This window comes from Sinorhizobium sp. Y406, assembly GCF_058732025.1.
Genome location: NZ_CM178974.1, coordinates 1,254,303 through 1,280,769, shown reverse-complemented (window position 1 = coordinate 1,280,769; position 26,467 = coordinate 1,254,303). Strand labels below are relative to the sequence as shown.

Annotated in this window: 28 protein-coding genes and 2 tRNA genes; 13 read left to right on the top strand and 17 right to left on the bottom strand. The window is 61.4% G+C overall.

Annotated elements, in window-relative coordinates:
- Positions 1-52: 52 nt before the first annotated feature.
- From AC4P1R_RS06185 to pcsA, 8 genes are all read right to left on the bottom strand, one after another.
- Entirely contained in the window at positions 53-1,348 is a 1,296-nt protein-coding gene (locus tag AC4P1R_RS06185; protein WP_069457103.1) for a hemolysin family protein, read from the bottom strand.
- Between the two features lie 101 nt (positions 1,349-1,449).
- Positions 1,450-2,202 (bottom strand): FadR/GntR family transcriptional regulator, encoded by a 753-nt coding sequence (locus AC4P1R_RS06180; RefSeq protein ID WP_069457104.1) that lies wholly within the window; start codon positions 2,200-2,202, stop codon positions 1,450-1,452.
- Between the two features lie 181 nt (positions 2,203-2,383).
- Entirely contained in the window at positions 2,384-3,454 is a 1,071-nt protein-coding gene (locus tag AC4P1R_RS06175; protein WP_069457105.1) for a BMP family ABC transporter substrate-binding protein, read from the bottom strand.
- Positions 3,455-3,500: 46 nt separating this feature from the next.
- Positions 3,501-4,421: an ABC transporter permease gene (locus tag AC4P1R_RS06170; RefSeq protein WP_069457106.1), complete on the bottom strand. Its 921-nt coding sequence runs from the start codon at positions 4,419-4,421 to the stop codon at positions 3,501-3,503.
- Positions 4,421-5,515, bottom strand: a complete 1,095-nt coding sequence (locus tag AC4P1R_RS06165; RefSeq protein WP_069457107.1) for an ABC transporter permease — start codon at positions 5,513-5,515, stop codon at positions 4,421-4,423. The genes AC4P1R_RS06170 and AC4P1R_RS06165 overlap by 1 nt, the downstream gene beginning before the upstream one ends.
- Positions 5,505-7,079, bottom strand: a complete 1,575-nt coding sequence (locus tag AC4P1R_RS06160) for an ABC transporter ATP-binding protein (RefSeq protein WP_069457108.1) — start codon at positions 7,077-7,079, stop codon at positions 5,505-5,507. The genes AC4P1R_RS06165 and AC4P1R_RS06160 overlap by 11 nt, the downstream gene beginning before the upstream one ends.
- Positions 7,080-7,122: 43 nt before the next feature.
- Positions 7,123-8,100 carry a quinone oxidoreductase family protein gene (locus AC4P1R_RS06155; protein ID WP_069457109.1) on the bottom strand — a complete coding sequence of 326 codons (978 nt, stop codon included), beginning with the start codon at positions 8,098-8,100 and terminating at the stop codon, positions 7,123-7,125.
- Between the two features lie 9 nt (positions 8,101-8,109).
- On the bottom strand, positions 8,110-8,835 hold the full coding sequence (gene pcsA, locus AC4P1R_RS06150; RefSeq protein WP_069457110.1) for a phosphatidylcholine synthase: 726 nt from the start codon (positions 8,833-8,835) through the stop codon (positions 8,110-8,112).
- A 258-nt stretch (positions 8,836-9,093) separates the two neighbouring features.
- Between pcsA and AC4P1R_RS06145 the strand changes: the two genes are divergently transcribed.
- On the top strand, positions 9,094-10,305 hold the full coding sequence (locus AC4P1R_RS06145; RefSeq protein WP_069457126.1) for a UbiH/UbiF family hydroxylase: 1,212 nt from the start codon (positions 9,094-9,096) through the stop codon (positions 10,303-10,305).
- A gap of 57 nt (positions 10,306-10,362) precedes the next feature.
- On the opposite strand, the gene AC4P1R_RS06140 is transcribed toward AC4P1R_RS06145, so the two are convergent.
- Positions 10,363-11,109, bottom strand: a complete 747-nt coding sequence (locus tag AC4P1R_RS06140) for a cytochrome c biogenesis CcdA family protein (protein WP_069457111.1) — start codon at positions 11,107-11,109, stop codon at positions 10,363-10,365.
- 277 nt (positions 11,110-11,386) lie between these two features.
- Here AC4P1R_RS06140 and AC4P1R_RS06135 point away from each other — a divergent pair.
- The 3 genes from AC4P1R_RS06135 to AC4P1R_RS06125 all read left to right on the top strand — a co-directional run bounded on the left by AC4P1R_RS06135 (position 11,387) and on the right by AC4P1R_RS06125 (position 13,273).
- Positions 11,387-11,462 (top strand) — tRNA-Lys (locus AC4P1R_RS06135).
- Positions 11,463-12,359: 897 nt separating this feature from the next.
- A complete protein-coding gene (locus tag AC4P1R_RS06130) occupies positions 12,360-12,764 on the top strand; it encodes a DUF1236 domain-containing protein (RefSeq protein ID WP_069457113.1) in 405 nt (134 codons plus the stop codon).
- 203 nt (positions 12,765-12,967) lie between these two features.
- The gene (locus tag AC4P1R_RS06125; protein ID WP_069457114.1) at positions 12,968-13,273 is read left to right on the top strand and encodes a hypothetical protein; all 306 of its coding nucleotides are present in this window, start codon (positions 12,968-12,970) and stop codon (positions 13,271-13,273) included.
- 9 nt (positions 13,274-13,282) lie between these two features.
- Here AC4P1R_RS06125 and AC4P1R_RS06120 read toward each other — a convergent pair whose 3' ends face one another.
- Positions 13,283-14,278 (bottom strand): GlxA family transcriptional regulator, encoded by a 996-nt coding sequence (locus AC4P1R_RS06120; protein ID WP_069457115.1) that lies wholly within the window; start codon positions 14,276-14,278, stop codon positions 13,283-13,285.
- Between the two features lie 269 nt (positions 14,279-14,547).
- Between AC4P1R_RS06120 and AC4P1R_RS06115 the strand changes: the two genes are divergently transcribed.
- The 3 genes from AC4P1R_RS06115 to AC4P1R_RS06105 all read left to right on the top strand — a co-directional run bounded on the left by AC4P1R_RS06115 (position 14,548) and on the right by AC4P1R_RS06105 (position 16,062).
- Positions 14,548-15,195, top strand: coding sequence for an outer membrane protein (locus tag AC4P1R_RS06115; protein WP_069457116.1), 648 nt, complete (start codon positions 14,548-14,550; stop codon positions 15,193-15,195).
- Positions 15,196-15,499: 304 nt separating this feature from the next.
- Entirely contained in the window at positions 15,500-15,763 is a 264-nt protein-coding gene (locus AC4P1R_RS06110; protein WP_069457117.1) for a hypothetical protein, read from the top strand.
- Positions 15,764-15,879: 116 nt separating this feature from the next.
- Positions 15,880-16,062, top strand: coding sequence for a hypothetical protein (locus AC4P1R_RS06105; RefSeq protein WP_069457118.1), 183 nt, complete (start codon positions 15,880-15,882; stop codon positions 16,060-16,062).
- Positions 16,063-16,101: 39 nt separating this feature from the next.
- Here the strand turns inward: AC4P1R_RS06105 and AC4P1R_RS06100 are convergent, their stop codons facing one another.
- The gene (locus AC4P1R_RS06100) at positions 16,102-16,335 is read right to left on the bottom strand and encodes a hypothetical protein (RefSeq protein ID WP_069457119.1); all 234 of its coding nucleotides are present in this window, start codon (positions 16,333-16,335) and stop codon (positions 16,102-16,104) included.
- Positions 16,336-16,594: 259 nt separating this feature from the next.
- On the opposite strand from AC4P1R_RS06100, the gene AC4P1R_RS06095 reads away from it, so the two are divergent.
- The 3 genes from AC4P1R_RS06095 (at position 16,595) to AC4P1R_RS06085 (ending at position 18,381) form a co-directional block, all read left to right on the top strand.
- A complete protein-coding gene (locus AC4P1R_RS06095; RefSeq protein WP_131820461.1) occupies positions 16,595-17,281 on the top strand; it encodes a DUF8692 domain-containing protein in 687 nt (228 codons plus the stop codon).
- Between the two features lie 146 nt (positions 17,282-17,427).
- Positions 17,428-17,739 carry a PepSY domain-containing protein gene (locus AC4P1R_RS06090; RefSeq protein WP_069457121.1) on the top strand — a complete coding sequence of 104 codons (312 nt, stop codon included), beginning with the start codon at positions 17,428-17,430 and terminating at the stop codon, positions 17,737-17,739.
- Positions 17,740-17,775: 36 nt separating this feature from the next.
- Positions 17,776-18,381, top strand: a complete 606-nt coding sequence (locus tag AC4P1R_RS06085) for a general stress protein (RefSeq protein WP_151611191.1) — start codon at positions 17,776-17,778, stop codon at positions 18,379-18,381.
- A gap of 508 nt (positions 18,382-18,889) precedes the next feature.
- On the opposite strand, the gene AC4P1R_RS06080 is transcribed toward AC4P1R_RS06085, so the two are convergent.
- The 4 genes from AC4P1R_RS06080 to AC4P1R_RS06065 all read right to left on the bottom strand — a co-directional run bounded on the left by AC4P1R_RS06080 (position 18,890) and on the right by AC4P1R_RS06065 (position 20,645).
- Positions 18,890-18,966: transfer RNA gene (locus tag AC4P1R_RS06080), tRNA-Arg, on the bottom strand.
- 34 nt (positions 18,967-19,000) lie between these two features.
- Positions 19,001-19,306 carry an ETC complex I subunit gene (locus tag AC4P1R_RS06075; protein WP_069457749.1) on the bottom strand — a complete coding sequence of 102 codons (306 nt, stop codon included), beginning with the start codon at positions 19,304-19,306 and terminating at the stop codon, positions 19,001-19,003.
- A 256-nt stretch (positions 19,307-19,562) separates the two neighbouring features.
- Positions 19,563-19,976 carry a VOC family protein gene (locus tag AC4P1R_RS06070; RefSeq protein WP_069457750.1) on the bottom strand — a complete coding sequence of 138 codons (414 nt, stop codon included), beginning with the start codon at positions 19,974-19,976 and terminating at the stop codon, positions 19,563-19,565.
- Between the two features lie 39 nt (positions 19,977-20,015).
- The gene (locus AC4P1R_RS06065; RefSeq protein ID WP_069457751.1) at positions 20,016-20,645 is read right to left on the bottom strand and encodes a TetR/AcrR family transcriptional regulator; all 630 of its coding nucleotides are present in this window, start codon (positions 20,643-20,645) and stop codon (positions 20,016-20,018) included.
- Positions 20,646-20,768: 123 nt separating this feature from the next.
- Here AC4P1R_RS06065 and AC4P1R_RS06060 point away from each other — a divergent pair, with 123 nt between their 5' ends.
- Positions 20,769-20,993: a hypothetical protein gene (locus AC4P1R_RS06060; RefSeq protein WP_069457752.1), complete on the top strand. Its 225-nt coding sequence runs from the start codon at positions 20,769-20,771 to the stop codon at positions 20,991-20,993.
- A 25-nt stretch (positions 20,994-21,018) separates the two neighbouring features.
- On the opposite strand, the gene AC4P1R_RS06055 is transcribed toward AC4P1R_RS06060, so the two are convergent.
- The gene (locus AC4P1R_RS06055; protein ID WP_492177487.1) at positions 21,019-23,055 is read right to left on the bottom strand and encodes an oxidoreductase; all 2,037 of its coding nucleotides are present in this window, start codon (positions 23,053-23,055) and stop codon (positions 21,019-21,021) included.
- Positions 23,056-23,303: 248 nt separating this feature from the next.
- Between AC4P1R_RS06055 and AC4P1R_RS06050 the strand changes: the two genes are divergently transcribed.
- Positions 23,304-24,098, top strand: coding sequence for a pyrroline-5-carboxylate reductase family protein (locus AC4P1R_RS06050; RefSeq protein ID WP_069457754.1), 795 nt, complete (start codon positions 23,304-23,306; stop codon positions 24,096-24,098).
- Between the two features lie 70 nt (positions 24,099-24,168).
- The gene (locus tag AC4P1R_RS06045; protein WP_069457755.1) at positions 24,169-25,170 is read left to right on the top strand and encodes an ABC transporter substrate-binding protein; all 1,002 of its coding nucleotides are present in this window, start codon (positions 24,169-24,171) and stop codon (positions 25,168-25,170) included.
- 203 nt (positions 25,171-25,373) lie between these two features.
- Here the strand turns inward: AC4P1R_RS06045 and AC4P1R_RS06040 are convergent, their stop codons facing one another.
- Positions 25,374-26,249, bottom strand: a complete 876-nt coding sequence (locus AC4P1R_RS06040; RefSeq protein ID WP_069457756.1) for a LysR family transcriptional regulator — start codon at positions 26,247-26,249, stop codon at positions 25,374-25,376.
- Positions 26,250-26,467: the final 218 nt, after the last annotated feature.

Below are 26,467 nucleotides of genomic sequence, written 5' to 3'. Positions count from 1 at the left end.
CGGCGCCGAGAGAATCCTCCGTGTCTCGGCCTTTTCCCTCACCTATTGCCGATCAGGCCGGACTGTCTTCCGGGCCGCGGCTGACGAGGATCTTGTCGATGCGTCGGCCGTCCATGTCGACGACCTCGAAGCGATAGCCATAGGCCTCGACCCGGTCGCCCTCTTCCGGGGACTTGCGCAGTTCATGCACGAGAAAGCCGGCTATCGTCTCGAAATCGGCGTCCGGATCGATGCCTTCAATACCGATTTGCAGATTGATTTCATCGATCGACGTCCGGCCGTCGATAAGATAGCTGCCATCTTCGCGCTGGCGGATCGGCGCGTGCTCGGCGTCGTCGTAGTTCGAAGGCATCACGCCGACGATGGCCTCCAGTATGTCGGCAGTGGTGATGATCCCTTCCATGCTGCCATATTCGTCGACGATCATTGCCATGTCGATGGGCGAAGTCTTGAATGCCTCGAGCGCCTTCAGGCAGGAGACGGTCTCGGGAAGCGTCAGGATTTCGCGGACATAGTCGCGCAGGTCGAAGGGCGGAGCCAAAGGCGCGTTCAATATCTCCTTGACGAGGACCGCTCCGATCACCTCGCCGGTCGGGCCCTCGACCACGGGGTAGCGCGAGTGGCCGAAGTCACGGACCTTGCGGCCGATCGTCTCCGGACTGTCGGCAACGTCGATGAAGCTCACCTCGGTCCGGTGAGTCATGATCGATTTGACGCTGCGATCGCCGAGGCGGATGATCCGCCGCAACATCTCATGCTCGCTCTTTTCGATGGCGCCGCTTTCCACGCCCTCCGCCATGATGGCCTGCACTTCCTCTTCCGTCACGCGATCGACGTCATCCGGCCGCATGCCCATCAGCCGGATCGCGAGAGCTGCAGCAGTCTCGAACACATAGACGACCGGCGCCGTAAATCGCGAAAGCCAGGTCATCGGGGTCGCGACGAAGAGCGCCAGTCCTTCAGGATTGCGCAGTGCGATCTGCTTGGGAATGAGCTCGCCGATGACGACCGACAGGAAGGTGATGAGCGTGACGACGAGAGCCACCGCAACGGTGTTGCCATAGGGGTTGATCCACATCACCTGATCGAGCACCGGTGCTAATTTTGCGGCTATGGTCGCGCCGCCATAGGCGCCCGCCAGAATGCCGACGAGCGTAATTCCGACCTGGACCGTGGACAGGAACTTGCCTGGATCCTCGGCGAGCTTCAGCGCGCCTTCCGCGCGCCGGTTCCCCTGCTTCACCATCTGGCGCAGCAGCGGCTTGCTTGCCGAGACGACTGCAAGTTCCGAAAGCGCAAAGAAGGCGTTGATCAGCAGGAGCAGAAAGATGACGAAGAACTCGGACATGATCCCGATTACCGTTGAGGGAAGCTGCCCGATCCGGAGCGGCTGCTCTCCAGATAGGCCTGAATAGAGGTCAGGGCAAGATCAGGTGGTGATGCAGCGGGTCACGCCCCCTCGCCTGTTTCGGCGTGCAATGCCCGATGGATGCGGTCGCGCCCGTATCGGATGACGTATTCCATCGCCTGCCGGGCGCCGGCCTCGTCCCTCTTGCCGATCTCCTCGACGATGTGGATGTGATTCTGCGCAACCTCGTCGATGCCGCCTACATCGTCCGTGGGCGAACTCAGCCGGAAAACACCGACGAGGGCGGCCTCGATCAGGCTGCCGACCGTCCTGAGGAACGGATTTCCGGATGCATCGAGAAGCGCAAGATGGAACTTGAGATCGGCCTCGGCGAGCGTTTCCGCCGTATGATTCGCATGGCCCATCGCCACCGCGAGGCGCATCATCGTGGCGATTTCCGCATCGGACGCGTTTCTAGCCGCAAGTGCGGCGGCATGGGTCTCGAAGGCAAGGCGCACCTCGCTGAGGTGCTGGAGAAATTCCTCGTCCACCCCGCAAGCAAAATGCCAGGTCAGGATATCCGCGTCGAACAGGTTCCACTCCTTGCGGGGCGTGACACGCGTGCCGATTCGGGCGCGCGGAACGACCATGCCCTTGGCGGCAAGCGTCTTCATCGCCTCCCGCAGGACCGTCCGCGACACCCGGAAGCGTGCAGCCAGCTCTGGGTCGCCCGGCAATATGCTCCCGACCGGAAATTCCCCCGAAACGATGGCCTTGCCAAGTTGATCCACCACCTGCGCATGGCTCGTCCGTTTCGGCGTCCCGGATATCACGGTCTCAAGCAAGCTCTTCACCCCTCCCCTCCCGGTCACGGGCGCAGTTGCTCACGCCACATCAGAACAATCGCATATAAACTCTAGATCGAATATGCGATTCTTGAAAGTCTCGCGTGCGGGCCGCAGAGGCGTTATGCAGCAGAAAACCCCGCGTTGGAGCGCGGGGTTTTCAGGCGCAATCACCATCGGCGGGTGCAGCTTATTGCGGCAGCTTGTCGTCCACGCCCTCGACATAGAAGTTCATGCCGAGAAGCGTGGCGTCGTCGGCGGTCTCGCCTTCCTTGAGCCACGGGCTGCCATCCTGCTTGTTGAGCGGGCCGGTGAAGGGCTTCAATTCGCCGGACTTGATCTTGGCTTCCGTCGCTTCAGCCATTGCCTTCACGTCATCGGGCATGTTCGTGTAGGGCGCCATGGTCAGGATACCATCCTTGAGGCCATCCCAGCTCGAGGTCGATTCCCAGGTTCCGTCGAGGAACGCCTGGGCGCGCTTCACGTAATAGGCACCCCAGGTATCGACGATCGCCGTCAGCTGCGTCTTAGGACCGGCTGCGATCATGTCCGACGCCTGACCGAATGCCTTGATCCCGCGTTCGGCGGCGACCTGCATCGGCGCGGTCGTGTCGGTGTGCTGGGTCAGGATATCGACGCCCTGGTCGATCAGCGCCTTGGCGGCGTCGGCTTCCTTGCCCGGGTCGAACCAGGTGTTGGCCCAAATGACCTTGATCTTGAAGTCGGGATTGACCGAGCGGGCTCCGATCACGAAGGAATTGATACCCATCACCACTTCCGGGATCGGGAAGGACGCGATGTAGCCGGCGACGCCCTTCTCCGACATCTTCGCCGCGATCTGGCCCTGGATGTAGCGGCCCTCATAGAAACGGCTGTTGTAGGTGGCGACATTCGGCGCGGTCTTGTAGCCGGTCGCATGTTCGAACTTCACGTCCGGGAATTTCTGCGCGATGGTGATCGTCGCATCCATGAAGCCGAAGGACGTGGTGAAGATCAGGCCGCAGCCCGAGCGTGCCAGGCGCTCGATGGCGCGCTCGGCATCAGGTCCTTCCGGCACGTTTTCGAGGAACTGCGTTTCGACCTTGTCGCCGAGCTCCTTTTCAACCTGCTGGCGACCGATGTCATGCGCCTGGGTCCAGCCGCCATCGGTCTTGGAGCCCACATAGACGAAGCAGATCTTGGCCTTTTCCTGTGCGCTTGCAGCCGCTGCAAATCCGAGCACCGCTGTCGTGGTTGCGAGGGCGAGGAGTAGTTTTTTCATTTTTTGACCTCTGTCGGTTCGAGAATAGCCGTCTGGTTCTTGTTGTTCACCGATCCGGCACGAACGGCTTGCCGAGCGATGCCGGCGTATTGATCAAGGTCATCCGCCGGTTGTGCGATATCAGTATGAGTACGACAATTGTCGCCACATAGGGAAGCGAAGAAAGGAACTGCGACGGGATGCCGATGCCGAAGGCTTGCGCGTGAAGCTGGCTGATCGAGACGGCCCCGAAGAGATAGCCGCCCGCGACCACACGCCACGGCCGCCAGGACGAAAACACCACGAGCGCCAGCGCGATCCAGCCGCGGCCGGCCGACATGTTCTCCACCCATTGCGGCGTGTAGACCAGCGAGAGCTGTGCACCCGCGAGGCCGGCACAGGCGCCGCCGAAGAGAACCGCCAGATAGCGGGTGCGGATAACGTCGACACCCAGCGCATGCGCCGAGGCATGGCTGTCGCCGACCGCCCTGAGCTTCAGCCCGGCGCGGCTTGAAAACAGGAACCAATGGACGCCGGCAACGATCGCGATCGAAAGATAGAAGATCGCATCCTGCCGGAAGAGGAGCGGACCGACGACGGGGATTTCCGACAGGAGCGGAATGGCAATCGGCTGCAGCTTGATTCCCTGCATGCCGAGAAAGCTCTCGCCGATCATGCCGGACGCGCCGAGGCCAAGCAGCGTCAGCGCCAGACCGGTCGCCACCTGGTTGGCAACAAGCGTCAGTGTAAGGACGCCGAAGAGGAGCGAAAACAAGGCACCCGCGGCAATGCCGGCAAGAACCCCGAGATAGGGCGAGCCGGTGATCTGGGTGGCCGCGAAGGCGCAGACCGCCCCCATGATCATCATGCCTTCGACACCGAGATTGAGCACGCCGGACCGCTCTGCGACGAGTTCGCCGGCGGCCGCAAGCACCAGCGGCGTTGCCGCGGTGATGACGCTCAGGAGAATTGCTTCGACGATGCCCATCAGTGCGCCTCATCCAACTTGGCTGCCGAAAATCTCTCCCATACCAGCCGGATGCGATAATGGATGAGCGTATCGCAGGAGAGTACGAAGAACAGCAGCAGGCCCTGGAAGACGCGCGTCACCTTGTCCGACACGCCGAGCGACAGCTGTGCCGCCTCGCCGCCGAGATAGGTGAGCGCCAGCACGAGGCCGGCGGCGATGATGCCGAGTGGATTGAGGCGCCCCAGAAAGGCGACGATAATCGCGGTGAAGCCGTAGCCGGGCGAAATCACCGGCCGCAACTGCTGGATGGCGCCGCTCACTTCCGCAATGCCCGCGAGCCCGGCAAGCGCGCCGGAAAACAGCATCGAGAACCAGATCATCTTACGCGACGAAAAGCCGGCGAAGCGCCCGGCCCGCGCAGACTGGCCAAGGACGGTGATCTCAAAGCCACGGAGCGTGTAACGCATCATGAACCAGACGAGCAGCGCCGCGATGATGGCGAAGGCGAAACCCCAATGCGCACGTCCGGAGGCAAGCATTTCCGGCAGGATCGCCTCGGCGGCGAACCTGCGGGTTTCGGGAAAGTTCATTCCCTCCGGATTGCGCCAGGGGCCGCGCACCAGCCAATCGAGAAAGAGCTGGGCGACATAGACCAGCATCAGACTCGTCAGGATCTCGTTGGTGTTCATATGCGCCTTCAGGAAGGCGGGTATCGCGGCAAAGAGCGCGCCGCCGATGATGCCCATGAGAAGCATCAGCGGCAGCATCAAAGCCGAGTGCCACCCATGGAAGACCACCGGGAGGATCGAGCCGGCGATCGCGCCGATGATGAACTGGCCCTCGGCGCCGATATTCCAGTTGTTGGACCGGAAGCAGACGGAGAGGCCGACGCCGATCAGGATCAGCGGCGCGGCCTTGATCGCCAACTCATGCAGCGACCACACCTCGATCAAGGGCTCGACGAAGTAACTGTAGAGCGCGGTCACCGGGTCCTTGCCGAGAAGCGCGAACATGATGCCGCCGAGGACGATGGTCAGCGCGAAGGCGAGGAATGGCGACAGGATTGAATAGAGCGTCGAGGCCTTGGCGCGCTTTTCGAGTTCAATGCGCATGTGCCGCTCCCGCACTTTCCGTGGGGCCATGAATGCCGCCCATCAGCAGGCCGATCTTCTCGCGCGAAAGTTCGCGGGCCGGATAGGCGTTGGAAAGGCGCCCCTCGCTGATCACCGCGATCTCTGTCGCTACTTCAAATATTTCGTCGAGGTCCTGGCTGATCACCAGGACGGCGGATCCCGCCTTTGCGAGATCGACCAGCGCCTGCCGGATGCGGCTGGCGGCGCCCGCATCGACGCCCCAGGTGGGCTGGTTGACGACGAGCACGGCGGGCTGCCGGTCGAGCTCGCGCCCGACGATGAATTTCTGCAGATTGCCGCCCGAAAGCGAGCCGGCCGGCGGATCCTCGCCGCTCTTGCGAACGTCCATCGCCTCGGAAATGCGCTTGGTCGCCGCCTTGACCGCGCCTTGGCGGATGATCTTCAGGAAGCCACCACCGAGAAATGCGCGCCGGTCGGACTGATTGCGTGCGAGAACAAGGTTGTCGGAGAGCGAAAGCGCCGAGACCGCTGCATGCCCGTGTCGCTCCTCCGGCACGAAGCCGGCCCCCATCAGCCGCCGTGCATTGATGTTCTTCGTTCCGACCGGCTTTTGCCGGATCTGGACGGCATCGCTATTGGGCACCGGATATTCGCCCGAAAGCGCATCGAAAAGCTCGCTCTGGCCGTTGCCGGCGACGCCTGCGATCGCCAGCACTTCCCCCGCCCGCACCTTGAGGCAGACATTCTTCAGCGAAACCGCGAAGGGCGTGCGCGCGGGCACCGAAAGATGGCGCGCCTCCAGTTGCACATCGCCCTTGGTGCTGGTCCCTTCCGGGGTGACGGCCGCGACGTCACTGCCGACCATCATGCGCGCAAGCGAGGCGGGCGTTTCCGCGCGCGGATCGCAGGCGCCGGTCACCTTGCCGTGCCGCAAGACCGTGGCACGGTCGCAGAGGCGCTGCACCTCCTCGAGGCGGTGGCTGATATAGAGCACGGAGCGGCCTTCGGATTTCAGCTTGTGCAGCGTCTCGAACAGGCGATCGGCCTCCTGCGGCGTCAAGACCGAGGTCGGCTCGTCGAGGATGATCAATTGCGGATTCTGCAGAAGCGCCCGCACGATCTCGATGCGCTGCCTCTCGCCGACGGAAAGGTCGGCCACATGCGCCTTCGGATCGAGCGGCAGGCCGTAGGCATGCGAGAGCCGCGACGCCTCCTCCGCAACCCGCGCCAACGAAACATTCCTGTCCATGGACAGCGCGATGTTCTCGGCAACCGTCAGCGCCTCGAACAGGGAAAAGTGCTGGAACACCATGCCGATGCCGAGCTTTCGCGCGTCGCCCGGGCTCGCAATGCGGACGGCCTCGCCCTTCCACCGGATCTCGCCAGCCGTCGGCGCCAACACGCCGAACAGCATCTTCACCAGCGTCGACTTCCCCGCCCCGTTCTCTCCGAGGAGGGCATGGATTTCTCCGGGCTCTATGTGCAGATCGATCGCGCTGCAGGCGGCGAACGAACCAAAGAATTTCGTCAGGTTGCGCACGGCCAGCAACGGACCGCTCGCATTTGATCCCTTTAGAGGCACGCTGCCCTCTTTCCCCTCATATCCCTGCCCGTTTCAGCAACGCTCAGGGAATCAGCAATGTCGTTCCGCTCGTTCTTCTTGATTCGAGGTCCGTATGCGCCCGGCCGGCCTCGGCGAGCGGATAGGTCTGATTGATATTGATACGCACTTTGTTGCCTTGCACAACATCAAACAGGGAATTTGCACATGCCTCCAGCGCGGGCCTCGTCGCGATATAACCGAAGAGGGTCGGCCGGGTGGCGAAGAGCGATCCCTTCTGCGCCAGGATGCCGATATTGAACGCGTCCACCGGGCCGGAGGAATTGCCGAAGCTGACCCACAGGCCGCGCGGCCTGATGCAGTCGAGCGAGCCTGGAAAGGTGTCGCGGCCGACCGAGTCGTAAACGACGTCGACGCCCCGGCCGGCCGTCAATTCCTTGACGCGGTCGACGAAGTTCTCGGTGTTGTAGTTGATGACGTGGTCGTAGCCATGGGCGAGCGCCAGTTCGATCTTCTCCTGCGATCCCGCCGTGCCGATCACGGTTGCACCGAGCGCCTTCGCCCACTGCCCGGCAATGAGGCCGACGCCGCCGGCGGCCGCATGAAAGAGCAGGGTCGTCTCCGGGCCCACCTGGAATGTCTGGTTCAGGAGATACTGCGCGGTCATGCCCTTTAGCATCATTGCCGCGGCCGTCTCGAGACTGATGCCGTCCGGAACCTTGACGAGTTGCGAAGACTCCACATTGCGTTCGCTTGCATAGGCGCCGTCCGCGGAGGCATAGGCCACCCGGTCACCGACCGAAAACAAGCTGACGCCGTCACCGACGGCCGTGACGATCCCCGCGCCCTCCTTGCCCGGAATGAAGGGCAGGCCCTTGGCCGACTTGTAGAGCCCGGTGCGGAAATAGACATCGATGAAATTCAGGCCGATGGCCACCTGGCGGATCTGCACCTCTCCCGGTCCGGGCGGCGCCAGCGTCACGCCTTCCATCTTCAGAACTTCCGGTCCGCCGAGCTCGCGGACAACGATCGCCTGTGCCATGACCAACTCCTAAACACGCCCGAGATTGGGGAACAGCTGCAGAATGAAACCAATGACGTAGAGATAGATCCCGGTCGCCACCACGCCAAGCGCCACCCAGGGCGGCGTATCGAAATGCAGCAGCAACGCATACATTCCGAGCACCGACCAGACGAGGAAGACGCCGAGATTGAGCGATCTCAGCCTTTGCACCCGCACCGGATGCAGGAAATTCACCGGCAGGAAGGTCAGCACCACAGACAGAAAAACAACAACGGACGCCGTGACTTCACTCGCCTGGATAACAAACAGGGTGAAGACGACCATATTCCACACGACCGGAAAACCGGAGAAGAAATATTCGTCTGTTTTCATACCCATGTCGGCATAGTAGATGGCGCTCGAAACCACGATTGCGCCGGCCGCGACAAAGGACCAGGGCTCGCCGATCATGCCGCTTTGGTAGAGCGCGAAGGCCGGCAGCAGGACGTAAGTCACGTAGTCGATGACATTGTCGAGCGTGTCGCCCGACCAGTTGGGCAGCACTTCCTTCACCTGCACCTTGCGCGCAATCGGCCCGTCGATCCCGTCGACGAGCAGGGCGAGGCCCAGCCACCAGAACATATCGACAAAGCGATGCTCGGCCGCCGCCACAACACCGAGAAAGGCCAGGAACGAGCCGGACGCCGTCAGGATATGCACGGAAAAGGCGCGGATTTCGGCATAGGGCACGCGTCTATAGTTGAAGAATTTCATCTTTGAATGTCGCCCATCCCTCATTTCGACCGGTGCCGAGATCACCGCTGCCCGACAGCCGGTAATATGCACCGTTTGTGGGGCACCGCCAGCAAAATTAGCCTGCGTCAAGCCCGGAACGGAATTGTCCTGTGGACATGCGCCGAACGCGACCTGCCCGGATTGAACCCATTTATTTCAACAGGCTAACGGAGTAGAACAAACCCGGTAATGGAGAATTGGGGCGGCCAAACGCTCGGACAAGAGGTCTCGTCGGCCATGGATCACTACGACATCGTCATCATCGGCGCCGGACTTGCCGGCTCGCTGTCCGCGGTCGCGCTAGCCCGCCACGGCCATCGCGTCGCACTGGTCGGTCCACGTCCGGCGATTGCGGACGGGCGCACCACGGCCCTGATGGACCAATCGATCGAATATCTGAAAGAGCTCGAACTCTGGGACGAGGTCGCGCCGCTGACGGCACCGCTGGTCGCGATCCACATCATCGACGATACGAGGCGGTTGCTGCGGGCGCCGCCCGTCAATTTCCGCGCAGCGGAAGTCGGCCTCGAGGCGTTCGGCTACAACATCCCCAATGCGCCCTTCCTCGAGATCCTCGAAAGATGCGAAGCGAGCCTGCCCACGCTGGATCGCATCGCCGTGGCGGCGACGGTCTTCGATTTGGGCGATGTCGAAGCGCGCGTCGGCCTCGGGGACGGCCGCATGCTGACCGCGGACCTGATCGTCGGCGCCGATGGCCGGCGCTCGGCGGTCCGGCAAGCGGCGGATATCGACACGCTCACATGGTCCTATCCGCAGGCGGCGGTCGTTTTGAATTTCGCGCACGAACTGCCGCACCAGGACGTGTCGACGGAATTCCATACGCCAAGCGGACCATTCACGCAGGTGCCGCTGCCCGGCAACCGCTCGAGCCTCGTCTGGGTCCAGAAACCGCGCGATGCCGAAGAAACCGTGAAACTGCCGTTGGAGGTCCTGTCGCACACTATCGAGGAGCGGCTGCACTCGATCCTTGGGCAGGTGACCGCCGAAGGTAAGCCGCAGTCCTTCCCGCTGTCCGGCATGATCGCCCGACGCTTCGGCAAGGGCCGCCTGATGCTCGTCGGGGAGGCTGCGCACGCCTTCCCACCGATCGGGGCGCAGGGATTGAACCTCAGCCTTCGCGACGTGATGACGGCCGTCGAACTCGTGGGCCCGGCGACCGAAGGCCGCCTGCCGGCCGATGCCGGCGACCGATTTGACCGAGAGCGCCGTATGGACATCCTCAGCAGGACGGCGAGCGTCGACCTCTTGAACCGGTCGCTGCTTTCGAGCTTCCTGCCCGTCCAGGCGATGCGGGCCGTCGGGCTCCAGCTTCTTTCCTCCGCCGGACCGCTGCGGGGCCTCCTGATGCGCGAAGGCATTCATCCCGGCAGCGCCCTGCGATCGCTCAAGGAGGGCTTGCGGGAGACGTTCACCAGAAGGAGCGCCTGATCGGCCTTCTCGCTCTAGAGCGCATCCTCGTTTCACTCCGGTCGGATCATGCTCTAATCAGCCGATCTGCGAGAGAACCGGAAAAGCCTGCTGGAACCAGATCGCCACGGTGCTGACGAAGCCGAAAAGGAAGGCGAGCCCGGCCGCAACCAGCAACATGCCCATCAGCTTCTCGACCAGCCCGAGATGGCGCCGGAAGCGCGAAAGAAAGCGCATGAACGCCCCCGAGAAGCCCGCAGCCACCCAGAACGGAACCGCAAGGCCGAGCGAGTAGATCGCAAGCAGCAGGGCACCATCGCCGACGGTGTCGCGCGCCGCGGCGACGCCGAGGATCGTGCCGAGCACCGGGCCGATGCAGGGTGTCCAGCCAAAGGCAAAGGCGAGCCCCATGACATAGGCGCCCGACATCGTCGCCGGCTTACCGCCGCCGTGAAAACGCGCTTCTCGGGCAAGCAGGCCGATGCGGAAGACACCCAGGAAATGCAGGCCCATGACGATGATGATGATACCGCCGACGCGCGACAGCACGTCCATATGTTGCCGCAGCAACAGGCCGATCGACGAAGCCCCCGCCCCGAGCGCAACGAAAACGGTCGCAAAGCCGAGCGTGAAAAAGAGCGCCGCGAACATCACGGCCCTGCGTGTGTTCCCGATCGCCGCGGCATCGCCGCCACGGAACTGATCGACGGAAACGCCCGCCATATAGCAGAGATAGGGAGGAACGAGCGGCAGGACGCAAGGCGAGAGAAAGGACAGTGCGCCCGCGAGAATCGCAGTCCAGATGGATATATCGGCAATCGACAAGGTTCAGATACTCCGGCACTCGGGCTCGCCACTCTCTTATCGTCATATATAGCGCGAAACCAATCACCTTTTGGCGACCAAATTGCCGCACGCCGAGGTCCCCGCTGCCCCGTTTGCGCTCCCCGCGCCGACCGGCACTCATGGGCTCGCAATCGCCCATTTTTCTCAGAAATGCATGCCCGAAAATCCTGCTTTCCCGTCATTTTTGGGTTGACCGGCACGACAGGCGCGTGCATATGTCCGCCCACTTCCGCCGAGCGTTACGCTCGGGCGACGGGAGCGCGTAGCTCAGCCGGTAGAGCAACTGACTTTTAATCAGTAGGTCCAGGGTTCGAATCCCTGCGCGCTCACCATGCAACTCTTGTCCAGCCCGAAGACATAGGTAACAGAACGTACCTAAGACATGGGTGACAACCTCGCGCCGAACGGGTTGTCGATGGTTTGCAAAGTCCTCTGCTCCAGGTCGATATATCCCAGATCATGGTGCATGAAGCTGACGAGCCAAATTCCATCGGATTCCCCAGGGGAAAGCCTCTGCCGACTTACCCTCATTCGAGCCTTTGCGCGGCAAAAAGTCGCCATTTTGGGCAATATTGACTTCCAACCGCATCCTGCCGGGGGGACGACGGAGCGACGACGCTGTCGCAGGTGAACCGTGTTATGGCAACGCTCGAGGAACTGTCGCAAAAGGTTGCTCAGGTAGTGGAAAGGCGCTGCATCGCTCCGGGCGGGGGCCGCCCTAAGAGCCACTGCGAAGCTTGAACCGCCGCCCCGCGGAGGTCTGCCTGCCACAATCAGCCCCGCTTCAGGCGCCCCCTTGGAACCTACCCGCGGCGCCGCCCGTTCCTGTGCCAGGAAAGGAGGCAACATGAACCAGATCATTTATCTCGTGGGCCTGATCGTGATCGTGATCGCTATCTTGTCGTTCTTCGGGCTTAGCTGAGCTCGGCTGCGGTCGCGAGCGTTTCGAAATTACAAGGGTCTTCGCAAGGCGGCGCAAGTGCGGTGCCGCCGCGAGAAGAGTGCGCCAAGTGGAGTGGGCGCCGCGCGCGAGGGGCGCAACATGGCCAGCCGCCCGATGGCAGCAGTAAAATATTGCAAACCCCCGCGCACAGTGTCGCATTCACAAGTTTTTCAATCGTTAACGAACTGTTACCGTAGAGATCTCTCGTAATTCACGAAAACAAAATCAAGGAACAAATGAAATCCCCCAGAGTTTTACTGGCGTCCATAGCAAGGGAGTACGACAGATGAAAGCCAAGATCTTTGTAGCTTCTGTGATCGCGGCCGGTGTCTTTGCCGCGCCCGCACTTGCAGGGGATAACGACGCTGCCGTGACGGGCGCCGCAGGCGGAGCCGCCACCGGCGCAATCATCGGCGGCCCGGTCGGGGCAGCCATCGGCGGCGCAGTTGGTCTGGCCGCCGGCGCGGTTCTTTCTCCGCCGCCGAAACCGGTCGTTGCCTATGTCGAGCAGCAGCCGATCCCGGCCGAGACGATCCGGATCGAGCAGCCGATCGTGGTCGGCAAACCGCTACCGCGGACGGTTATGTTGACGCCGGTTCCTGAAAACCCCGCTTACGCCTATGCGGTGGTCAATCAGCAGCGCGTGATCGTTGACCCGAAGACCTACACGGTCGTCCAGGTCATTCAGTAACAACCACTACGCGTGAGAACACGGGCCCTTCGCAGTTTGCGAGGGGCTCTTTCCGCCTTGGGTGTGGCCTATACACATCGGCGTTCGATAAAATGCCATCGATCGCAAATCCCTCTTCCTTCCGAGCGATATCCATCCTCTATTTTGGGAACCAGCGAAACCGCCCATCCGTTTCCTGATGATCGCCCCGGAGGAGTCCCACAATGTTCGCCGCCCTGCTGATCGCCACGCTCGTGGCGCCTTCGGATATCGTTCCGACAACGGCAACGATGGAGGAACTGCAGGCGGATTTCGAAACTGCGGTTGCCTGCCGTCAGATCGACGGCCGCAAGGTGTGGAAGGGGGAACTGGCCTATTACATTCAGTCCTACGTCTACGAGGGCGCGGCGGTGGCATCGGAGGACGCTGCGGACGCGGTGCTGCCCGAGGACAATACCGAGGAAACCGTCAGGGAGTTCGAGGAAGCCTGCGCCATTGCCGGTTCCGCCGGGTCGCACGCGCAAAAGTGACTGCGACTCTCACGCCGCGGACAGACTTGCCGCGCGGTTCGCAGTTCGCATCCTGAGCGGGCTCTCGCCATATTCGCGCCGGTAGGCCCGCGAGAATGCGGAAAGACTATCGAACCCGCAACGCAGCGCGATGTCGCGCATTGGAATACCGGAATCCCGCACCAAGCGGTGGGCGACCTGCAATCTCAGCCGCAGATAATAGGCGCCGGGGCTGGTTGAAAGGCCTCGCGCGAAAACCTGTTCGAGCTTTCGCCGAGAAATGGCGAGCCGACGCGCCAGCGCCGCAACCGTCATCGGCCGCTCAAGCGTGCGTTCCATCAGGCGGATGGCGCCTGCCAGTTCGGGGTCGCGTTCCTCGATCCGCCCGAGAGAGACCAAAGGCTGGACGTCGGTCGGGCTGTGCATCTGGTCGTAGACGAAGATGCTGGCGACATCGAGCGCCAGCGCCGGTCCCAGCCGCTCGGTGATCAGGCGCAGCATCATGTCGAAGGTGGGCGACGCGCCGCCCGAGGTCCAGTATTTGCCGTCGGTGACGAAGCGGTCGCCGATCACCGTCAGTGCCGGAAAGGCCTGGCCGAAATCCTCGAGTTCCTCCCAGTGCGCCGTCGCCTTGCGGCCGTTGAGCAGGCCGGACCGGCCGAGCAGCCAGCAGCCGGATTCGATGCCGGCGACCACCTCGAAATGGCGGGCGCAGTCCTGCAATGTCACAAGAAATCGCTTTCCGGCGTGCCGTTCGAGATTGAATCCGGCAATGACCAGGAGAACGTCACCCGCGAGCGGCAGCGAGAACCGGCCGTCGACGGCAATCGGAATGCCGCAGGTGAGCATGACCGCCTGACCGTCGCCGGATAGGAGCCGCCAGTTGAAGACCTGGCGGCCGGCCACGCGATTGGCGGCACGCATCGGATCCAGGACGGAAGCAAGCGACATAATCGAGGATTCGGGCAGAATGACCACCGCGACCTCGATTGGAGACCCTCTTTCCGCATTTCCCGCCATGCGCATAACGTCAAATTCCCTGCGTCAAATGTCAACTTTAAACGCGCTCTTCGGGCATTATTGGCGGGCAATCGATCTCCTCGGCGGGCCGTCTTGACCCGCCGAGAGACGTTCCCCTCTCCGCACATCTGCCGGGACGGGCCGGCCCATCCCATTAGCCGGCCCGATTTTTTTATTACTGCAAAGACAAGTGATTCGCCCCGATGGCGATTTTTGGCAGACTCGCCGTTCTACAGTTGTTATTCTGCGGGGCCGGACGACAGGAGACATCTGTGATGATCAGAAATGTGCTTGTTGCCATCTTCGGCGCCTCTGTTGCTGCGGGCACATCGCATGCGGCGGATATCATGGCAGCGCCAGAGCCTGCTCCGGTTATCGAGGCCGTGCCCACTTTCGTCTGGACGGGTGGCTATGTGGGCCTTCAGGGCGGCGGCGGATGGCTTGACGGTGATCTCAGCGTTCCCGGTGACAGCGCGTCGGAAGATTTCAATGGCGGCATTTTCGGTGCCTTTGCCGGCTACAACCACCAGATGGGCGATTGGGTCGTCGGCGTCGAGGGAGACGTCAGCTACAATTGGAACGACGAGAGCCTTACCGTTTTCGGCACGAGCGCCGAGGCCGGCAGCGATGTGGCCGGCTCGGTGCGCGGGCGGGTCGGCTATACCGTCAACGACAGGGCTCTGCTCTATGCGACCGGCGGCTGGGCCGTGACGCGCGGCTTCGTCGATGTTGATGGAGCGCCAAAGGAGAAGGAGACCTTCAACGGCTGGACGATCGGCGGCGGCATTGATTACGCCTTTACCGACAGCATGTTCGGTCGCGCCGAGTATCGCTACAACGACTATGGCGCCAAGGATATCGGCGGCGTCGACGTAGACCTCGACCAGCACCAGTTCACGGTCGGCGTCGGTGTGAAGTTCTGATCGCGACCGGCGCTTGCGTTCCCGGCCAATGCCCGCGCCCTTCCCTGCAAACGATCGCCGTCCTACGGCGCCGAGCAATGTCGGCGCGCCGAGGTTGCTGAGCGCTTTCGACTGCGCCATGTTCTAATCCTTGGATCGACCTAGCGCATCGGCCCGAAAATCGTACCCGTTTTTCGGAAAGCTCGATGCGCAGATTCAAAGAGTTACAGCGACCTTTGCGCGTCTGAAAAGACGCGCGGCGCTGTAAGCGCCGGGCGTGCTTCGGGATGCCGGAAGTCTGGCTTGAGCGGAAAGGGGATGGAGGATGGGCAAGTTTCTCGAATTCCTGGGCGGTGCCGTCACGATCGGCACGTTCCTGCTCGTGGCAACGACGCTGGTCCCCTCGCCCGACATCGGCAACCTCATCCCGATCCTCCCCTGGGCCTTTCCGGCAATTGCCGGCGGCCTGCTGCTAGTCGCCTTCGGCGCGATGCTCGACCACCTGGCGGCAATTCGAATCGCAGCCGAGCAACAGGCGGAGATTTTTCGGCAATTGCTCGAGCGCCGGTCACCGCCCAGGAAAGAATGAGAGGACAGGTTCCCTTAGCGCACCCGCATCTCCCGAGGCACTGCCTGTTTTCTTGACCGCAATCGGTGAAACATGCAGGTGCCCTTTCTCGTTCTGCCTTTCAAAGGAGAACGACGATGGCGACGAAAAACACCAATGCCGAGCCCGAGCAGGCGAACCCACAAGACGTCCACCCACCGGACGGCCGAAGGAAGGATGCGGACAAGAAGTCGACCGCGCCTCCGGTCGTGCAGCCTCCTCACGCCAAGGACAGCAGCGAAAAACCCGAGGTCAATCCCGTCACTGGAACGCCAAAGTGAAATGAGGGGGCGGGCAAGGCTTGGGCGCTAAACGTGCATTCAGATCGCTGGCACCCACTTCCAGAAAACGCCTTCCTTGCGTTCCGGGTAGTGTTTGAATTCGCACTCGAACTGCCGCCCGTAGGAACCGGCTTCGGCCAGGGCCACTTTCGATGGCGGGTCCATTCCAGTTCCCGGTGCGAACCAATCCTCACGGAGATCATCGGGCACGTAGGTGCCTGTCCTTAAAGGCAGAGTCATCAAGACGAAGGCTAGTTCTCTCGGCGGTGGCATACGGAAATCCTCCCGACGGCGGATCTAACGAGGCTGCGGCTGCAAAGTTCCGGCGCTTGCCAAATCGATGATAAGCAGATGTAAGCCGCCTGACCCGCCGATCGTCAGATGCCCTGGTTCCCGGACCGTCAGTCGGCCCTTGTACTTGTTCCGGCAACGGAGAACAGATGCAAAAGTGATGGGCTTGTGATAGTTTGTGGCGTTTTTTTACATTTGATCGCCAAAGCCTATGAGCGCCCGGTTCGCAAAGATATCCCCCGTGGGGATATTCATTTCAACTTGTGTCGTTTCAGCCTTGCTTCTCAGCGCGAGCATTGCCCAGGACCTAATTCTATACACTGGAACCAAAGCAACGTCCGCCGACAAGATATGGCTGCTCGATGTGGACTCCGAGACCAGCGCGTTCACTTGGCTGTCGGTGGTGGCGACTTTTTCCGCGGCTTGGCTGCTCCTCCGGGCAGGCAGCGAGGCGGCGACGCGGGGTAGCGCGTTGACGTGGCACTGGTATTTCCTTGCGGCCCTTTTTCTGCTGGTGTCATTTGACGAATTCGCGGGCATTCACGAAAAGATTTCTGCCGCTCTGGCCTCGCGGATCGACAACACCGGGATGTTATATTTCGCCTGGGCCGCGCCGTTCGGCGTCATCAGCCTGGTTGGCCTCGCCGCCTTCATTCCTTTCATCCGATCGTTTCCGCCCGGACTTGCCGTCCTCCTGCTGCTTTCCGCCGCAAGCTACCTCGGCGGCGCGGTCGGGTTCGAGATGATCGGCGGGAGTGTTGCGGAGGTTCAAGGCATAAATTCACTCCGCTACCGGATACTGGCGAATGCGGAGGAGGGCCTCGAAATCACGGGGGTGCTGATCTTCATCTATGTGCTGCTCGTGCACCTGCGACCGACATACGCTGCACTGCAGAAAGATTTGCCGCCTTCGAGTTCCGGCGCATGACCTGGTGATGACCACACGGGGCCAAGCGCAGAGTCTGATGTCAAGCGATACGACAACACCATGAACGGCATTGATCAGGCTGGAACCAAACTGCGGCTCGCGTGTTCTTTTGACGCGTAAAAAATCCCGTTCAAAGAGGTAATCACGTGAAAAACCTGATCATTATTGCGGCAGCGCTTGGCGCTGTGGCAACGACGGCGCTCGCGCAAACCGCACCATCGCCGGACGGCAACACGCCCGCCATCGCGACACCGGACACCCAGAACCCGGCGGCCCCGGTGGAAGGAGCAAACAGCTTTACCGAAGCTCAAGCGAAGGCCCGGATCGAAGAAGCCGGGTACACCGATGTCGCAGGGTTGAAGCTCGATGAAAAAGGCGTGTGGCAGGCGACCGCCATGAAAGATGGCAAGTCGGTTTCGGTCGCTCTCGATTACCAGGGCAACGTCACGGCTCAGTAGCCGGCAAGGACGCCCCAACTTAAAAGGAGCATTAGCATGCGAACTGTAACAGGGCTATTTGACGACTTCGACGATGCCCGCGCTGCCGTGGCCGACCTGGAAACGGCGGGCATATCTTCAGACGACATTAGCATCGTTGCCAGCAACACGGGCGACCGCTATTCGACCGACAGTTCGGACGCCGCCGAAGGCGCCGGAGCCGGAGCTGGTCTCGGAGCCGTCGGAGGTGGAGTGGTCGGTCTCCTTACCGGGCTTGGTGTGATGGCGATTCCCGGCCTCGGGCCCGTCGTGGCCGCCGGATGGCTCGCCTCTACAGCTGTTGGAGCGGCGGCTGGGGCCATGGCCGGTGGTGCGGCCGGAGGCTTGATAGGCGCGCTGACGGATTCCGGAGTGGAGGAGGAGGAGGCCCACGTCTATGCCGAGGGCGTGCGCCGCGGCGGCGCCTTAGTGACAGCGAGGGTAGACGACAGCCTTGTGCCGAGAGCAGAGGAAATTCTGAAGCAACGGAACCGCGTTGATCTCGGCGCGCGTAGGAGCATCTACGCGCAAGAGGGATGGACACGGTTCAATGAAAACGCCGACCCGTACACGCTGGATCAAATTCAACGCGAGCGCGAACGCTATCGCAGTATGATGCCATAGCCACGGGGAGCGACATCGCAGGAACCAAAGCGTTCATCGCTCTACTGCAGGTCTCCTTTCGACCTCCATGTAGGGTGGCGGCGAGCTCTTGCGCCGCTACCTGGCCGTGACGAACTCTCCAGCGGGCCGTGGTTGATTGAAGACCCGTCAACGTCGTCGCTGCCTGTCATCATTGCAACTGGACCCGACGACGCCGGCCACGATGAACCGCCGCTCATGACATGCCCGGCGGTGCGATGAAATGGAAGTACGCCCAAACCGCAACCAAAGCCGCTATCGCCACAAGCCAGGTAAGCGCCCTGCGCCGCGCTGGACTGACCGCTCTCGGTTGCGGCTTTGATGTCCGTCGTTCAAATTTGATAATCTTGTCGTCGCTCATGTGGTGCCTCTACTCACCGGTGGTCCTAATGGCACACTGTTGCTGGCCCGTTCATTGACGAAATCGTATCGCGAAAGGGAGCACAGCGAACCGATTGCGGCCGGTGGCAAATGCCGGTCAATGGGTAGATGGCGACCCCTGCAGGACTCGAACCTGCGACAACCTGCTTAGAAGGCAGGTGCTCTATCCAGCTGAGCTAAGGGGCCGTCGGGCAAGCGCCCGCCGGATTGGCCGCAGGCCTCAATGGGTCCAGGGCTGCATCCGGTTGAAACGGAAGTTGTCCGAATAGGACACATTCTTGCGCGTCGAGTCCTTCGGCGCGATCACGCGGTATTCGATGCCGTTGCGCTCGGCATAGGCGATGGCCTGCTCAGCGGTTTCGAAGGTCAGGCGCAATTGCTGCCGGGTATCGCGGGAGCTCGTATAGCCCATGATAGGATCGATCGTGCGCGGAACTTCCTGATCGAACTCCAGCACCCACAGATTCGTCTTGGCCTTGCCGGACTGCATGGCTGTCTTTGCGGGACGATAGATCTTCGCGGACATGTTTTCGAACGGCTCCCGTTTTTCCACCCCGACGCCTCCGCACCCGCCCCGATGCGTGCAGTCGCTTGAATGACTTGGATACGGCATGGTGTCCTTTCGGGACCAACATCCACCCCGCGACAACCACGCCCCCCCGAGGCGGCTTTCGCCTCGGTCTGCGTCACTCCCTTAGCGCAGAATGAATTAAAACGAAATGACTTCCGATAGGGAAATGCAGCTTTTTCGAGCCGGTGCCATCCACCCCCGTCACCGCGAGTCACTGTGCAAAGACCGACTCAAAATCCTTGAAGCCCTTCACCTCGATAGGATTGCCGCTCGGATCGAAGAAGAACATCGTCCTCTGTTCGCCGGGAAGTCCCTCGAAGCGGATGACCGGGGGAATGTCGAACCTAACGCCGGCGGCCTCGAGACGCCCGGCCAGCGCCATCCAGTCGTTGAGCGGCAGCACGACGCCGAGATGCGGCATCATGACCAGATGATCGCCGACCTTACCGCTGCGTGTAACCTCAAAGGGCTTGCCGAGATGAAGGGAAATCTGGTGGCCGAAAAAGTCGAAATCGACCCAACTATCCGTGCTGCGCCCCTCCTTGCAGCCGAGGACCCCGCCATAGAAGCGGCGGGCGGCCTCAAGATCGGTCACGTGATAGGCGAGATGAAACAGCGAGCGCATCAAGACATTCCTTTCCTGCGACTGGCGGGAGCCTATATTTTATGCCTGCACGTATCCATGCCTGGCAAAAAAGCGATCCAGCTCGCGCTGCTGCGGCGCCTCGCCCGTGAAAATCTCGACGTAGTCGGGAATGCGCCGCATGCGTACAGCCACCTCCTCCCTGGTCTGCATGGAGATGTAGCCGATCTGGACCAGATAGATTGTCCGGGCGCGCACATCAGCGGAACTCTCTTTGTAGCCGAACCTGACGAACATGCGGCTTAATGCAGCGATGCGGGCCTGATCCGCCTTTTGAACTTCGGCGAGGATATCGGAAGACTGCAGTGCCCAGCTGCGCACCGCGAACTCGAACTGGGAGTCGAACAGGGACTTGTCGAGCCAGCAATCGAATACATTGAGCATCGCCTCGACGACAGACTCGGCATAAGCCTCCGATTGCTTGATCAAGCTTCCGGTGTTCTTGTCCCGCCATCTTGCGACGAGGGCCGCCAGCAATTCTTCCCGGTCCTTGAAGAACCAATAGAAACTGGTCCGCGACAAGTTCAACTTCTTGGCGAGCGGGAGAATTTTCACCGAATCCACGCCGGACTCGAGCAGTGCCTCGTAGGCTGCCTCGAGCCATCCCTCCGGGGATCCACGCCAGCCGCTGTCATTTGAAACTTGCTCCATGAACAATCTCCTAACAACGTATAAGCGGAAAGACAACATTAATGTACATACATGTCAACTCGGTCGACCTCCGTGTAGACTGACTTGACACCGATGTACACGTTCATTCGAACGAGTCCTTAAATGCCGCCGATGTCGAACGATCCTCTTCTGCAGCCCCACCAGCTCAAGCCTTTGAGCCTGGGCAATCGCATTATCGCGACGGCTCGTGAGCTGACCTACCCGGAGGACGGCACGCCGAAGGCGAGATTGCGGAACCTGTGCGAACTGGTCGAACGCCGCGAAAGCGGCATTGACGAACGCTCGAAGGGCTTCACTTGGACGTGTCACGGAGCGTCCTTGTCGTGATTCGGCAGGCTCATATATCAGCCGGTCAAATATCCTTGAGGAGACGAAGCGCGTCGTAGATCGCGGCATGCGTGTTGCGCGCTGCAACTGCATCGCCGATGCGGAAGAGCTGGAATTTACCCGCCGGATTGCGGACGACAGTTTGCGGCTCGCCGGCGATCAGTTGGTCATGCGATATCTCTCCGAGGTTGTTCGAGACCGGCTTCAGGTCGAAATAGAGTTCATCGAGCGGGATGGTCCCATGATTGACGACGATCTGGTCGACCATTCGTTGCTTGGAAATCCCTCCGTAATCGCTGCCAACATGGGCGATGATCTCGTTACCGCTCTGCTCGGCCGCTTTCAGCCGGTAGGTGACGGTGAAGGTCACGTCGAGTTTCTGAAGCGCGCGCATGTAAGGAACGAGGTTCATCGCCATGACCTCCGGCGCGAAGGAGCGGTCGGGGGTCATGATTTCGACCTTGGCTCCCGCCTTCGCGAGAAATTCGGCGGCCTGGAGCCCGGCGTGATCTCCGGCGTCGTCAAAGATGAGCACGTTTGCGCCGGGCTTCACATCGCCTGAAATAATGTCCCAGGCGGAAACGACCAGCTCATTGCCCTTCGAGAGCACTTCCGTGTGAGGGTATCCGCCGGTCGCGATGACGACGACATCCGGATTTTCCGACTGAACGGTTTCCGCTTCCGCCCAGGTGTTGAAATGGAAGCTGACGCCCAGCTTCTCACACTGGCTCATGCGCCAGTCTATGATGCTGATCATCTCTCTGCGGCGTTCACTCTGCGCCGTAAGACGGATCTGCCCGCCCGGATCGTTCGCCGCCTCGAACACTACGACGTCATGGCCGCGCTCGCCTGCGACGCGCGCAGCCTCGAGACCGGCCGGGCCGGCGCCGACGATCACGACCTTCTTGCGGCGGTCGGCCTTTGCGATCGTGTGCGGCATCGTGAGCTCGCGCCCGGTCGCCGCGTTGTGGATGCAGTAGGCCGCCCCGCCTTGATAGATGCGGTCGAGACAGTAGTTCGCACCGACGCAGGGGCGAATGTCGTCCTCACGCTTCTCGATGATCTTCCGGACGATGTGCGGGTCCGTCATATGCGCGCGGGTCATCCCCACCATATCGACCTTGCCGGACGCGATCGCGTGGCGCGCCGTCGCCACATCCGGTATCTTGGCTGCGTGGAAGGTCGGGAAGTTCGTGGCGGAGCGAATTTCGCCGGCGAAATCGAGATGCGGCGAATTTGCCATGCCCTGGATCGGGATCACGTCGGTGAGACCGGCATCGGTGTCGATATGCCCGCGAATGACGTTCAGGTAGTCGACAAGCCCGCTCTCCTTGAGACGCTTCGAAATCTCGAAACCGTCTTCTTTGCCCGTTCCACCGGGAAGACATTCATCGGCCGTGTATCGCACGCCCAAGATGAAGTCGTCTCCAACGCGCGTTCGGATCGCCTTCAGGACGTCGAAACAAAAGCGCATGCGGTTGTCGAGCGAGCCGCCATAGGGACCGTCGAGCTCGTTCGTCAGCGGCGACGCGAACTGATCGATGAGGTGACCGTAGGCTTCGAGCTCAACACCATCCATGCCGCCAGCCTTCATGCGCTCGGCCGCATCGGCGAAGTCCTCGATGATCCTCTCGATGTCCCAGTCTTCGATTTTCTTGGGGAAGGCGCGGTGCGAAGCTTCGCGGTGATGCGAGGGGGCGACAACCGGCAGCCACTCCCCCTTGTCCCACCGTGTGCGCCGGCCGAGATGGGTGAGCTGAATCATGATCGCCGCGCCCTCTGCGTGCACGGCGTCGGTCATCTCCCTGATCCAAGGCACGATCTCGTCCTTGTAGGCGAGCAGGTTGTTGAACACCGGCGGGCTGTCCTTCGAGACGGCCGCCGATCCGGCGGTCATGGTCATCGCGACGCCCCCCTTCGCACGCTCCACGGTGTAGGCGCGATACCGCTCCTTCGGCATGCCGCCTTCCGGATAGGCCGGCTCGTGCGCGGTCACGATGATGCGGTTGCGCAGCGTGAGGTGCTTTAGCTGATAGGGCTGAAGGAGGGGATCATGCGACATCTGCCGGGCTCCGATTTAGAAACTTGCAAACGCTACGCATAAATGTACATATATGTCAATTAGCAAAGCAGTGACGTCCGGTGCACAGACATATATGTACATTTTTCTTGCGCAGCCCTTCCCGTTTTGTTAAGAGACCATCATTGAGCAGACCTTGAACGACACGGGCTGGCACGGTTCGCAGGAGGGAGAGCAGAAGCGCTTTTTTTCACAGCACTATTACCAGCTCGAGTACGAGGACGCGGACGATGAGCAGCTCATTGAGGATAGGAATCATCGGCGCAAGCGGCTGGCTTGGTGGAGCAATTGCCGCTTCGATCCTAGATGCCGGCCTGGTGCAGCCGCATGATCTTTGCGTTTCTTTCCGCACGGAGCGACCGGACCGCCTCAAAGGTTCGTTCTGGACCACTGAGAATCAGCGCCTCGCCGATCGCTCGGACGTTATCATCCTCTCTGTCCGACCTGGCGATTGGCCGCCACTCGCCGTCGATGCCAATGGCAAGCTTGTGATATCTGTCATGGCCGGTGTTCGTTTGAGCCAGTTGGCCGAACATCACAATACGGACCGGGTCGTCCGCAGCTTGCCTAACGCGGCTGCTGAGGTTGGCAAGTCGTACACGCCGTGGGTGGCAACGGCAGCTGTCTCCGACCGCGATCGGTTCATCGTCCGCGGCATCTTCGAGGCCTGTGGCACGGCAGATGAAGTCGCCGGCGAAGGCGAAATCGACTATTTGACCGGTCTTTCAGGGTCCGGACCGGCTTTCCCCGCGCTCCTGGCAACGGCGATGATAAAGGATGCCGTCGCCTACGGCATCTCTCCCACTGTTGCGGAGCGCGCAGCAATTTCCGTTCTGATTGGAACCGGACGCCTGTTCGAACGGCGGGACGAGTGTTCCGCGCGCGTGGTCGAAACATTTCTCGACTATCGCGGCACCACTGCGGCGGCGATCGAGGCAATGCGCTCCGCCGGCTTCGACGCCGCGGTCGGCGCCGGGCTTGCCGCCGCTCTCAAGAAATCGGTGAGTATGGGAGAGCGCTCCTGACCTCCGTCGGAGCGGGCAAACGCGGCACCCCGCTCCTTGAAAAAGCGCCGCCAACAAAAGGGAACGTCTGATGAAGAACCTGCTTGCGTCCACATGCCTGGTGTTCGGGCTCTTCGGGGGAGCATCGCTGTCGAATGCCGCAGAGTGCGGGAGCGTCACCATCGCCAGCATGAACTGGCAGAGTGCAGAGGTCCTCTCGAATCTGGATAAGTTCATCCTCAATGAGGGTTACGGCTGCAGTGCCGAAATCACCATCGGCGACACCGTACCGACGATCACCTCCATGGCGGAAAAGGGCCAACCGGACATCGCACCTGAAGCCTGGATCGACCTGCTCCCGGACGTCGTGAAAAAGGGGACGGAAGAAGGCCGGATCGTTCAGGTCGGATCTCCACTGCCCGATGGCGGCGTACAGGGATGGTGGATCCCAAAATATCTCGCCGACGCGCATCCGGAGATCAAGACAATTCCGGACATGCTGAAGCATCCGGAACTCTTCCCGGATCCGGAAGATCCCGCACGGGGCGCCATCTTCAATGGCCCGCAGGGTTGGGGCGGTACCGTGGTGACCTCGCAGCTATACAGGGCGTTCGACGCCGAGAAGGCGGGCTTCGCGCTGGTCGACACGGGCTCTGCCGCCGGCCTCGACGGCTCCATCGCCAAGGCTTACGAGCGCAAGCAAGGATGGGTGGGCTACTACTGGGCGCCGACGGCGCTGCTCGGCAAATATCCGATGGTCAAACTCGATGCCGGCGTGCCCTACGATGCTGCCGAATGGAAGCGCTGCAACACCGTGGCCGATTGCCCCGATCCGAAGCCCAACGCCTGGCCGATAGACACGGTCGTGACCCTCGTCGCCAAGTCGTTCTCCGAGGAGGTCGGCCCCGAGGTTATGGAGTATCTGGAGAAGCGGTCCTGGAGCAATGACACGGTGAACCAACTGATGGCCTGGATGACGGACAACCAGGCGACCGGCGAAGAAGGTGCGAAGCACTTCCTCGAGGAGAATGAAGACATCTGGACCAAGTGGGTTTCTCCGGAGGTCGCTGAGAAGGTCAGAGCAGCGCTTTAGGCGACTTGATCCGTGGGGCGCGCCGAGGCGCGTCACTCGTCGAGGACCTTGTCGTGCAGGGGACGCGAGGCACCAACTCGCCAACAACTCCGTCCAGACGCAGACGCCTCTGGCCGGCTCGTCCAAATGAATGCGTTGTGTTTGAGCCGTTGCGGCCAATTCACTTCGATATAGTCAGGTTAGTATCCGAGACTCGGTTCAGACTAGGCGCTGGTGACCAGCCAGTCCGCGAACAGGCGGGCCTTCGAGGTCGCCTTGGGATGGATCTTCAGATGGAAGGGCACGGGCGAGCGAACGCTGTCGGCGACCAGTCGGACAAGTCGCCCGTCCTGCATCAGACTTCCAACCAGCCCGTCCCACCCCAGCACCGCACCGACATCGTCCTGAGCCGCTTGAAGGGCGATCATATAGTTGTTGACGTAGAAATTGCGCCCCTTCGGGAGGGGGCGCCCGAGCGCCAGAAACCAGTCTGCCCAGGTGGTCCAGCCGGCTTCCTCGTTGCACATATGAATCAGGGGCGCCTTGAGCAGATCCTCGACGCCATGGATGCCATGCTCGGCGGCGAAGGCTGGCGTGCCGAGGGCGACGATGCGATCCTGAAAAAGCGTGCGGTACTCGATGCCATTCTCCTGCGGATCGCCGTAATGGACGCTGAGATCGCAGCGACCGGTTTCGGGGATGTCGCTGACGATCTGCGAGACGGTGATGGCGGGGTGGATTTTCCAGAAGGCTGATATCTTCGGTGTGAGCCACAGCGCACTGACCGCCGTGGTCGTCCGGATCGTCACGTCAACCTTCTCCTGGCGATCGCGGATCTGCGTGACCGCCTCTGAAATCGTCTCCAATCCGCGCTGTATCGCCAAAAACAAAAAGGCGCCCTTCTCCGTGAGCTCGACACCACGGCTGCGCCGCAGAAACAGGCTGCATTCGAGGTCCGTCTCGAGCGCCTTGATCTGGTGACTTACGGCCGCCGGTGTCACATTCATTTCCTGAGCGGCCTTCTTGAAGCTCGCATTGCGCGCGGCCGCCTCGAAGCAGATGAGCGCTGTCATCGAGGAGAGATCATAGGGCCTGGGCATAGGAAACCTTCTCGAAGGCACGTTGTCGGAGCAGCGAGCGGGGCGTCCGCAAGAGGTTAGTCAAACTAAACCATCGTGAAAAAAAGTGCTATTGCCAAAAGGGCTTGCTGCCCAGAAGACTTCATCTCAGTTGAAAGCTGCCGAGTAATGGACTCTTCCTATGACAGTGCCCTCACCTTCCGCACATGACCTGCTTGGGCGCCGCGTTCCGGGCTACG

What these genes read in the sequence shown, in the direction of transcription:
- AC4P1R_RS06185 (WP_069457103.1), bottom strand. Translation starts at nt 1,348, where the DNA reads ATGTCCGAGTTCTTCGTCATCTTTCTGCTCCTGCTGATCAACGCCTTC.
- AC4P1R_RS06175 (WP_069457105.1), bottom strand. Translation starts at nt 3,454, where the DNA reads ATGAAAAAACTACTCCTCGCCCTCGCAACCACGACAGCGGTGCTCGGA.
- AC4P1R_RS06170 (WP_069457106.1), bottom strand. Translation starts at nt 4,421, where the DNA reads ATGGGCATCGTCGAAGCAATTCTCCTGAGCGTCATCACCGCGGCAACG.
- AC4P1R_RS06165 (WP_069457107.1), bottom strand. Translation starts at nt 5,515, where the DNA reads ATGCGCATTGAACTCGAAAAGCGCGCCAAGGCCTCGACGCTCTATTCA.
- AC4P1R_RS06155 (WP_069457109.1), bottom strand. Translation starts at nt 8,100, where the DNA reads ATGGCACAGGCGATCGTTGTCCGCGAGCTCGGCGGACCGGAAGTTCTG.
- pcsA (WP_069457110.1), bottom strand. Translation starts at nt 8,835, where the DNA reads ATGAAATTCTTCAACTATAGACGCGTGCCCTATGCCGAAATCCGCGCC.
- AC4P1R_RS06145 (WP_069457126.1), top strand. Translation starts at nt 9,094, where the DNA reads ATGGATCACTACGACATCGTCATCATCGGCGCCGGACTTGCCGGCTCG.
- AC4P1R_RS06130 (WP_069457113.1), top strand. Translation starts at nt 12,360, where the DNA reads ATGAAAGCCAAGATCTTTGTAGCTTCTGTGATCGCGGCCGGTGTCTTT.
- AC4P1R_RS06125 (WP_069457114.1), top strand. Translation starts at nt 12,968, where the DNA reads ATGTTCGCCGCCCTGCTGATCGCCACGCTCGTGGCGCCTTCGGATATC.
- AC4P1R_RS06120 (WP_069457115.1), bottom strand. Translation starts at nt 14,278, where the DNA reads ATGCGCATGGCGGGAAATGCGGAAAGAGGGTCTCCAATCGAGGTCGCG.
- AC4P1R_RS06115 (WP_069457116.1), top strand. Translation starts at nt 14,548, where the DNA reads ATGATCAGAAATGTGCTTGTTGCCATCTTCGGCGCCTCTGTTGCTGCG.
- AC4P1R_RS06110 (WP_069457117.1), top strand. Translation starts at nt 15,500, where the DNA reads ATGGGCAAGTTTCTCGAATTCCTGGGCGGTGCCGTCACGATCGGCACG.
- AC4P1R_RS06105 (WP_069457118.1), top strand. Translation starts at nt 15,880, where the DNA reads ATGGCGACGAAAAACACCAATGCCGAGCCCGAGCAGGCGAACCCACAA.
- AC4P1R_RS06100 (WP_069457119.1), bottom strand. Translation starts at nt 16,335, where the DNA reads ATGCCACCGCCGAGAGAACTAGCCTTCGTCTTGATGACTCTGCCTTTA.
- AC4P1R_RS06085 (WP_151611191.1), top strand. Translation starts at nt 17,776, where the DNA reads ATGCGAACTGTAACAGGGCTATTTGACGACTTCGACGATGCCCGCGCT.
- AC4P1R_RS06075 (WP_069457749.1), bottom strand. Translation starts at nt 19,306, where the DNA reads ATGTCCGCGAAGATCTATCGTCCCGCAAAGACAGCCATGCAGTCCGGC.
- AC4P1R_RS06070 (WP_069457750.1), bottom strand. Translation starts at nt 19,976, where the DNA reads ATGCGCTCGCTGTTTCATCTCGCCTATCACGTGACCGATCTTGAGGCC.
- AC4P1R_RS06065 (WP_069457751.1), bottom strand. Translation starts at nt 20,645, where the DNA reads ATGGAGCAAGTTTCAAATGACAGCGGCTGGCGTGGATCCCCGGAGGGA.
- AC4P1R_RS06060 (WP_069457752.1), top strand. Translation starts at nt 20,769, where the DNA reads ATGCCGCCGATGTCGAACGATCCTCTTCTGCAGCCCCACCAGCTCAAG.
- AC4P1R_RS06055 (WP_492177487.1), bottom strand. Translation starts at nt 23,055, where the DNA reads ATGTCGCATGATCCCCTCCTTCAGCCCTATCAGCTAAAGCACCTCACG.
- AC4P1R_RS06050 (WP_069457754.1), top strand. Translation starts at nt 23,304, where the DNA reads ATGAGCAGCTCATTGAGGATAGGAATCATCGGCGCAAGCGGCTGGCTT.
- AC4P1R_RS06045 (WP_069457755.1), top strand. Translation starts at nt 24,169, where the DNA reads ATGAAGAACCTGCTTGCGTCCACATGCCTGGTGTTCGGGCTCTTCGGG.
- AC4P1R_RS06040 (WP_069457756.1), bottom strand. Translation starts at nt 26,249, where the DNA reads ATGCCCAGGCCCTATGATCTCTCCTCGATGACAGCGCTCATCTGCTTC.